General features: G+C 43.0%; 9 protein-coding genes. 7 read left to right on the top strand and 2 right to left on the bottom strand.

Annotation, left to right across the window (positions count from 1 at the left end; genetic code table 11):
• From H6H03_RS38295 to H6H03_RS38285, 3 genes are all read left to right on the top strand, one after another.
• On the top strand, positions 1-257 hold a 257-nt coding region (locus H6H03_RS38295), incomplete at its 5' end, for a helix-turn-helix domain-containing protein (protein ID WP_190960207.1).
• A gap of 79 nt (positions 258-336) precedes the next feature.
• Complete coding sequence (locus tag H6H03_RS38290) at positions 337-873, top strand: dihydrofolate reductase family protein (protein WP_190960206.1); 537 nt, start codon at positions 337-339, stop codon at positions 871-873.
• A 178-nt stretch (positions 874-1,051) separates the two neighbouring features.
• Positions 1,052-2,257: an AIPR family protein gene (locus tag H6H03_RS38285; RefSeq protein WP_190960205.1), complete on the top strand. Its 1,206-nt coding sequence runs from the start codon at positions 1,052-1,054 to the stop codon at positions 2,255-2,257.
• 11 nt (positions 2,258-2,268) lie between these two features.
• Here the strand turns inward: H6H03_RS38285 and H6H03_RS38280 are convergent, their stop codons facing one another.
• Positions 2,269-2,592 carry a hypothetical protein gene (locus H6H03_RS38280; protein WP_190960204.1) on the bottom strand — a complete coding sequence of 108 codons (324 nt, stop codon included), beginning with the start codon at positions 2,590-2,592 and terminating at the stop codon, positions 2,269-2,271.
• Between the two features lie 786 nt (positions 2,593-3,378).
• Between H6H03_RS38280 and H6H03_RS38275 the strand changes: the two genes are divergently transcribed.
• Positions 3,379-3,852: a hypothetical protein gene (locus H6H03_RS38275; protein ID WP_190960208.1), complete on the top strand. Its 474-nt coding sequence runs from the start codon at positions 3,379-3,381 to the stop codon at positions 3,850-3,852.
• 69 nt (positions 3,853-3,921) lie between these two features.
• Here H6H03_RS38275 and H6H03_RS38270 read toward each other — a convergent pair whose 3' ends face one another.
• A complete protein-coding gene (locus tag H6H03_RS38270; RefSeq protein ID WP_190960203.1) occupies positions 3,922-4,683 on the bottom strand; it encodes a DUF6748 domain-containing protein in 762 nt (253 codons plus the stop codon).
• A 470-nt stretch (positions 4,684-5,153) separates the two neighbouring features.
• On the opposite strand from H6H03_RS38270, the gene H6H03_RS38265 reads away from it, so the two are divergent.
• The 3 genes from H6H03_RS38265 to H6H03_RS38255 are packed head-to-tail and all read left to right on the top strand — an operon-like array spanning position 5,154 to position 8,768.
• The gene (locus tag H6H03_RS38265; RefSeq protein WP_190960202.1) at positions 5,154-7,244 is read left to right on the top strand and encodes a pentapeptide repeat-containing protein; all 2,091 of its coding nucleotides are present in this window, start codon (positions 5,154-5,156) and stop codon (positions 7,242-7,244) included.
• A 37-nt stretch (positions 7,245-7,281) separates the two neighbouring features.
• A complete protein-coding gene (locus H6H03_RS38260) occupies positions 7,282-8,286 on the top strand; it encodes a pentapeptide repeat-containing protein (RefSeq protein WP_190960201.1) in 1,005 nt (334 codons plus the stop codon).
• Between the two features lie 14 nt (positions 8,287-8,300).
• Entirely contained in the window at positions 8,301-8,768 is a 468-nt protein-coding gene (locus H6H03_RS38255; RefSeq protein WP_242058211.1) for a hypothetical protein, read from the top strand.
• The last annotated feature ends 86 nt before the right edge of the window (positions 8,769-8,854 follow it).

Below are 8,854 nucleotides of genomic sequence, written 5' to 3'. Positions count from 1 at the left end.
CAATACAAGGATACACGCCCGACATATCGGTACGCTCTTTACAGTACCGCTTCTTGCGGGCAACCGGATTAACCCAAAAGACAATTCAGCAGATCGAACGCGCCCACTGTGCCGTCTCGTTGCTTGAGCAAGGTACATCCATTTTAGATACTTCCTTTAAACTAGGCTATTTTGACCAGGCACATCTGACTAATTCGCTAAAGCACTTTATTGGCAAAACTCCCGCACAAATCATTCCCAAAAGCACGGTTCCATAGTTTGCGTTTTTTTCCAAGACTGCGTTCTCTTCCTTGCACCATAATTGCAGTAGACAGCGAATGGTAAAAGGATAACACCATGCGAAAAGTAGTCGTCACTGAATTTATGTCACTCGATGGCGTTATAGAAGAACCTGCATGGACTGCACCCTATTGGAATGACGACATCGCTCAGTTTAAAGATCAAGAGCAAGACACCAGTGATGCTTTGCTTTTGGGACGCGTGACCTATCAAGGGTTTGCCGCCGCCTGGCCAAACAGCGCTGATGTTGGGGCTTCTTACATGAATAACGTCCGCAAATACGTGGTGTCAACGACCCTGAACGCATTGGAATGGAACAACTCAACACTCATCAAAGATAATATCGTCCAAGAAATCACCCAAATCAAGCAGCAGTCCGGTCAGAACATTCTGGTCTATGGCAGTGCTGCGCTTGTGCAAACTCTCATTCGGCACGAGCTTGTGGATCTCTATCGGCTGCTTGTTTACCCGGTAGTTGTAGGCAAAGGTAAGCACCTGTTTCAAGAGGGTACTACTGCGACTTTGAAGCTTTTGGAATCACAGTCGTTCAGTTCAGGTGTTATGGCACTCGTCTATGAACCAGAGCGCAAATAATCACTACTATCTGTGCAAAAAATCAGCGTTTAGTGGGGTGGATATCAAACCTCACTAAACGCAAAAATCTATTTCAAGTTAACTTATACCAAAATGTTTTGAAATTTTTTAGTGCAATTTGATGCTGAATGCGCGTATCCTTCTTTAATATCAGCTGCACTCTTGGGCTTTGAAGACTATGCCAAAAAATTGGGCTTTGAAAGTAGACCAGTTTTTCAATGCAAACCCCCACTGCATTATCGCTACCGTTCACGTTGACAGCTTCCCCGCCGACTTGCCGTTAGAACCTAATATTCGAGAACCCAACCGCAAAAGCTCAACATACAGACAAATCTTCGACTCCTTAACCACTGAGCCTGATAAATTCTTCTCCAGACATAGCGGAATCGTGCTGTGCGCCAACGAGGTTAAGCCCAACAGTAAAAAGACACAGCTAGAACTAGAGATACTGGAAGCCAGTGAAGGCGGTAGCGATGGCATTATCAATGGGGGGCATACGGTTTTAGCCTTTCAACAGGCAAGAGAATATAAGTACGACCTTACTGAAGCCAGAGTCAAAGTTACAATTCACATAGGGCTAAATGAGGATGAGGCAAAAGACATCGCCCTAGCATCAAACACATCTGCCCCCGTGGATGCGCGTTCTAAAGTTAACGCTAGGGGTGACTACAAATTCATCAAGCAGTTTTTAGCCCAACTGGAGCGCGAGGAAGAAACAAAATTCCGCATCGCCTATTATCAGAACCAAAGCGGTGCGCCCAAAAGTCCCCAGTGCAATGTCAATCACCTAATCAAATTGATGAACTGCTTGGACAGGAACAAATACAACCCAGACAGCAAGAGTAGAACCAAACACCCGCCTGTCAGCAATACACCTTCTTTATCTGAAGCTGAAAGGCAAAGGTTGTCAAAGCTGTTGCCGTTACTGCCCAAAGCTTTGTGGATTGAACAAAGGTTATTTCAAATAATCGAGGAATATATTACTAAGCCCAGAAAGAAGGGAGTAGTTGACCTCGCTTCAATCGACCCGCGAAAGAACACGCTTCTACCGGATAGTCGCTATTCGTTTGGGTTTGCTGCACCTGCGGATATTGCCATGCCGATTGTTGCTGCTTATCGGGTGTTTTTGGATGAACAGTACAACTGGATCATTCCATTTGATGAGTTCGCTCTTGATTTTCTACAGCATTTATGGAATAACTATTACAAAAAATACTTGGTGTCGGAGAAACTGGCTGGTAATACAGTTGGGAGTAAAATCTGCCGTAATCCTGTGATTTGGGATAATATTTACCTTTCAGCGCAGAGTTACCTGAATCAGCAGTTGATGAAAATGGTTGGGTCAAAAAATAATAAGCGCGAAGAATTGAAGCTGGTGAATTAGTTAGAAAGCAATCATAAAGCATCAGTGCGATATATGGATTCAATCAACTCCTCAACTTCTTCTTCGCTCAAGCATTGTTTGACTTGAGTATTGAACCAGTTTATCTCTTCGGGTTCTGTGTTTTGGACTTGGTAAACCAGTAATGTTCCTGCAACACGGGCAAAAGTAAGGGGTGATGGGGAAAGGTGGCTCAGTAGTTCGGATGCATTCTGGTATATTTGCATGACTGATGTTTCATCCAGAGGAGATCCCAATTGAGCGGAAAGCTGTTTTAGGCTCTCTTGAATAGACAAATCAAAGTCTGGCTCTTGTTCATGTAAAATAGGGTTACTCATAAACGCTGACCAATTAATGCAATCAATTGAGGGTCTAGCCTGACTATTTCGGCTCGAATGCCTACCATATTTTCACATTTATCGGGTATCTTCATCGACTAAAAAGCATAACTGATATGATGTCCGGTAAATTACCCATAATTAAATCGCCAGTTTTGGCCACCAGTGAAAATTGGTTAAGCCATGTACAAAATCAGGCTGGTCAATAACTACAACAGGGTTTTATGTAATACACCTATGGATAGGTACTAATTTTTACTGACACTGAACTACAGCGATCGCCAGTTTCCTTGCAGCATTACTCCCGCACCGGAAACCACCGCATCATCGAGAGCAAGGCTACAGCCTCAGCCAAAGAGCGTATACACAACCTCACCTGACGGGAGCAATCACAATCCTTTGTTTCCTCGCCCAATCAAACCAATCCTTGACAACAGATTTAGGGAGATCCATAAAAATAAATCCCCAGCCTTGGTGGTTTTGAGTGGGGGTAGTCGGTTATTCGTTTTAATACGAAGAATGGATTTATTTCGGGTTTGTGCCTTAACCTGCGCGGACTCCGGTTTCCATCCCTCTTTGCAAGCAGCAATAAATACGGCTTTTGGAGATTCGATCCCAATCCTTATCCGTAACGCCTCCTTCAAGTAAGCGATCCCCCCCGCTATATTTTCCCAGTACGGCTTAACTGTGCGCCCAATCTCTGCATTTAGCCGAAACTGCGGGGTATTTCTATCACCAATTACACTATAAGAAAGCGAAAATAACTGCATAGGAGAAGTGTTAACTGTGTGGTTCTGGGAAAGAGACTCTGTTGAATACGAGGTATTCAAGAAATACGAACGAGCGTTAGTCAGTCTAGGCGTTAACTTTTCGCTCGAAGAAGTTCAGAATGCTTTAGAAGGCTGTACTTACGGGTTAGAGGATGCGTTCAGAAGCACAATTGACTATGTGCTGTGGCTACAAAAGCACGAAAAGAAATATTTCCCAAATGCAATTTTGACCAGTGCCTTGCAAGAGCAATGGAAACCAAAAGCATGGCGCGACGAGTACCTTGAACTGCCAAATCTAGAATCACCTGGCCAAAAGTGGTGGAATGCGGCAGCAAAAATGTGGGGGTACGATGTACGCAATCGCCTCGTTGCGGATGTTTTTTATGATGAAGGCACAGAATTTATTAAGTTCACCAACGGCAAAGAAATTACGGTAGATACTGCGTGGCGTTGGGAGTGGGAACGATTGCTGAAATATGCCAGTAGTTGAAGTGCCATCGCTCCCACCACCACTTGTCTATTTTGGGAATTATATTTACCTGAGCTAACCAAAATTCCTTTACTTTGGTTCCACTCTCAGATAAAACTGCGTAGCCACAAACTGAGTACCTCTGTTTGTTGGATCTGCGTTTTCTATTACCTCCGTTGTACCTACAGCAATCAAACCTTTACCAAAAATTTCGCTTGTTGCTGCCTCAAGTTGTTTTTGCGTTGCACCCGTTTGACTCAAATCAATTGACGAAACTTGAGAAACCCTTGGTTTATTCAAAACCAGTTGATTTGTGGAGAAACAAGGAGTAGTGATACAGCGAATGCCATTGTCTTTTAGTCCCACAAAAGTACCTTTTGGTGGGGCAGCTGTAGCGGCATAGAAGGCTTCTTTTACTCTCAAATTCCCAAACTCACCGAAGAGAGGAAATGTCACTGGCACTATGTTACCTAACAGAAGTAGACGGCTACCATCATCATTTTGGATTTTTGCCAGTTCTAATGGTGATACTTTTAGCGAACTCCAATCAATTGCAGACACATAGCATTCGGAGCGAAAAACACCATCTAAGCAAGGAGTAGCTTTCAAGTTTACTTGCTTGATGAAATATCCACCGCATATTGGAGAAGCACATCTGCGAAAATCTCTTCGTACCGTATAATATCCCCATTGGGGAAACTCTTGATTTTCGACACTGACGGCAATAGAATCAGTAGTGTCTGGAGCAGAAATGTTTTGAGCCGATACTTTGGAGAAAAATCCGTTGCCAACTATTATTGCACCTAATAGGGAAATAATTGAGTATTTGTAGTTAAGTGATTGTTTGTTCATAGTAGCTTGAGATTTTATTTTAGGAGTCAATACCTTTGTTAAGAGCAGAGTTTCTAGCAAAACCTGACAAAATACCTGTACCTTCGGATTTTAGTTAACAAGGTAGGTTGAAATAACCAGAACTTTTACACTACTGACAATAGGTTAAGACAACCACACGAGAAACTTTAAAGAAATTTTAAGAACTTATTGTTCCTGTTAAACCTTAGGGAAAGGGAGTTAATTAGCACGGATTTTGATTTCCTATCCTTTTTACAAGCAGTGACAAATACGAGTTTCAGCAACTAGGCTCTAATCTAGATTCGTAATGCTTCTTTGAGATTGAGATAAGCGATTTCTCAAGTGTAGAAATTCGCCTCAGCCATAGCTCCCGTTTGTTTACCCTTCATCACAAAATCTTGTGCGGCAGTCCGTAAAAGCGCATACTCAAATTGTATCTAGCGTAAACCTTCGCTTTTACTAGCCCTGCCATGCCCAAAGACTTCTCTGGCCAGAATCTCAGAGGTCGTTCATTTCAAAATCAAGACCTTGCTCTTGCAGACTTTAGCGGCTCTGATATCCAAGGCACAGATTTTAGTGGTGCTAATTTGGCAAGAGCTAATTTTTACAAAGCGAAAGCTGGACTCAATAGCTACGGAATATTTGTTGTCTCACTATTATTGTTTCTTGTAGCAGGGCTATCAGGATTCACAGCAGGTATTGCTATTACTTTTGCCACATATTTTTTCCTCTCTTTGAAACCTCGTATATTTCATGTTTTTATAGCTTCATTCTTGTTTATTTGCTTTGTTCGTACAGTTCTAAATGTTACTTATGGGCCGATAGCTGTAAATGTACAATTGGTAGCAGCCGTAGCTATTGTTTTAGCTGTGGTAGCTGTAGGCGCACCCGCAGCAGCAGTAGATGAACCAGAGGCTAAGATTGGAGCGATAGTTGTATCTGGGGTGATGTCTATGCTTTTTGTTTTGGCTGTCGCCCTGAATTCATCTGTAACAAGTAATGAAGCATTTTCTACGACACTCATTGGAAATGAACTACTCAGAAAATTAATTAAAGGTGGAGCATGGTTTGGAGGGGTTGTTGGCGGACTCGTTGGGGCAGCTTTGGGTTCTTATGTTGGTCAATTAGCTTTAAATGGGGATAAACGTTTTCGCTGGATTTGGAAGATTACTATTGCTTTCGCCAGTACAGAAGGCACCAGTTTTCGGGGTACTGACTTAACCAACGCTAATTTTACACAAGCAGTACTTAAAAGCAGTGATTTCAGAAATGCTATTCTGACTCATACTCGTTGGTATCAAGCCAAGAAACTTGACTGTATACGTTCAGGAACAACTTATCTCTCTAATGTACAACTACAGCAATGGTTGATAAATAAACACGGCCAGTGCAAAAACTTTAATCGTCAAGACCTACGAGGCGTCAATTTGCAAGGAGTTAACCTAGCAAATGCCAGTTTTATCGGTGCAGACTTGAGCCACGCTAACCTACAAGACGCAGACTTATCCAGAGCCAAGCTAGTACAGACACAACTCGATGGCACTGACTTCACAGGCGCAACTCTCACGGGTGCATTTATTGAAGATTGGGGTATTACTAATGAAACCCTTTTTGACAAGGTAAAGTGCGAATACGTTTTTATGCGCCTGCCCACTGCATATAACCCCGATCCACTTCGTAAACCAGACAATCGTCAAGAAGTGTTTGCTCTGGGCGAATTTGGAGATTTCATCAAGCCCATCTTTGACACCCTCGACCTCTACCATAACCAAGGAGTTGACCCCAGAGCGATCGCAATTTCGTTCAAACAGTTAGCCGAAAACCATCCTGATGCTGAACTTGAGATAGTCGCAATGGAAAAACGGGGGCAGGATAAGTTTCTGCTCCGCGCCAAAACAGCGATCGCCGCCGACAAATCCGAACTGAGTGCGGAATATTTCGCAACTTATAATCAGCTAAAAGCTCTGGCAGAACAAGAAGTGAAAGCACTAATCGCCGAAAAAGATAGCAGAATTGCTGATTTACAGAATATGGTAGTGACAGCACTACAGCGTCCCAGCTTTTATTCAAATGTTGAGCAGGTAGGTTTTATGAGTAATAACCCCGGTGGTTTTTCAGTTGGTGGTTCAGTGAGTGGTGACATAAATAACGTCCAGGGCGAAAATAATCAACAACGGGTGAGTAACAAAACTTCTAACTTCAACCTGCAACAAGCTCAATTCGGTGGCGGTTTAGTCAACGCCGACACCGTAAATGCAGGACAAATCGGCGGCAACATCACTAACTACAACCCCGAACAAAAGCAGAACCTCGCCCAAGCCGCAGCAGAGATTCAGCAGCTACTCAACCAACTGAGTCAGTCATACCCTACTGCAACTACTTTGCAAAGAATGACTGTTGTGGCTAGGGCTGTGGATGAGATTGAGAGTAACCCAACACTGAAAGCGCGGGTAATAGGTGCTTTGAAGGCTGGGGGAACGGAAGCATTTAAAGAGCTAATCGACCATCCTTTAGTGAATATTCTGTTGGCTTCAATTGATGGATGGCAGGAGGCGGAGTAGTTTGTTGGTAACAGGTGAGCAGAGGGGTTAGCTGCTGATGGCGAATGAGGAGCATTTGGCGATACTGAGGCAGGGAGTAGAGGTTTGGAATACTTGGAGAACAAAAAATCGTAGTATAAAGCCAAATATCGAGGGTATTGATTTAAGAGGAGCTAACCTTGGTGGTGCTGATCTGCGATGGGTAAACCTTAAAAATGCAGATGTAAGAGGAGCTAACCTTGTTGATGCAAATCTTTCTAAAGCTGACCTCAACAATACAAATTTCAGTAGCTGCGATGTCAATAATGCTAACTTAAGCGCTGCTTATATTAGGCAGGGTAATTTTGAAAATGTTGATTTAAAAGGAGCTAATCTTAGTCAAACAGACTTTACTGAGTCTAACCTCACCAGAGCAATTTTAAGTAAAGCTCAAGCATTAGGAACAAATTTTACAGCATCAACCCTTACAGGTGCTTGTATAGAAGACTGGAGTATTAATAATTACACGAACTTTAATAATGTAATCTGCGACTACATCTACCTCCGCCAAGGTCAAAAAGAACGCCGTCCCAGCAGTGGCAACTTTGCTCCCGGTGAATTCACAAAGCTGTTCCAAAAATCCCTAGAAACAGTTGACCTAATCTTTCGCAATGGTATCGACTGGGATGCTTTTGCTTATTCCTTCAAAAAAGTAGAAGTCGAAAACCAAGGCGCACAATTGGATGTCCAAAGCATTGAGAAGAAAGGCGATGGCATTATTTTAGTCAGAGTGGCTGTTGCCCCTGATGCAGATAAAGCCAAAATTCACAATCAGTTCATGCAGGGGTATGATTTTGCGGCTAAAGCACTAGAAGCACAATACCAAGCAAGACTGGAAGATAAAGATAAAATAATCAATCAACTATTTTCCACAATTAACCAGCAAAATAAGTTATTAGCTCAGACTGGCGATCGAGTCTCGATTTACTATCAACCAAACTCGCAGTTTGCAGGCGGTATAGTGGATGCTAACACAGCAAACATAGATCGGATGGGTGGTAATATTCATAACAACAATGCTTAAGGCCAAACCGATCCATGCCGGACTCCCAAGACCCGAAGCAAGTCAATAACAACGACTTAAGCAATGCCCAGTTTGGCGGTGGGTTTATAAATGCTGAGAATGTTAATGCTGGCAGAATCGGCGGGGACATTTGGAATATTTTCTTTGGGCAGCAGACAACACCAGTAGGCAATCCGGCTCGACCGAAGAACGAGCGCATACTACTAGCCGCAGTCAAGGAAGAAGTTACAGCACGATTAAGGCAATCTCTACACAATGCCGTGTTGATCAATCTGGGAAAGGAATCACAACCCCAGCAGGTAAGGCGGCCTTGGGATGCAGAAATAAAAATAGGTCTAAAGTCGGCTGTTCCTCTCACAGACACGACAACAATTTTAGAAGTTTTCGATTCAGAAGAAGTTACACGGAAGCTGTTAATATTGGGTGCGCCAGGGTCGGGTAAAACCACCATACAATTAGAAGGGAGCAATGCGATTTTGTGAGGTCTGGTCAAAAACAAGCGATCGCTAAAAATTATATTTAGGTACAAGGTGATTTTATTTGCAAATAAAATACTGGTTTGCACAAA

The organism is Nostoc paludosum FACHB-159 (assembly GCF_014698835.1).
Taxonomy (GTDB): domain Bacteria; phylum Cyanobacteriota; class Cyanobacteriia; order Cyanobacteriales; family Nostocaceae; genus Nostoc; species Nostoc paludosum.
This window is presented reverse-complemented; position numbering and strand designations above follow the sequence as displayed.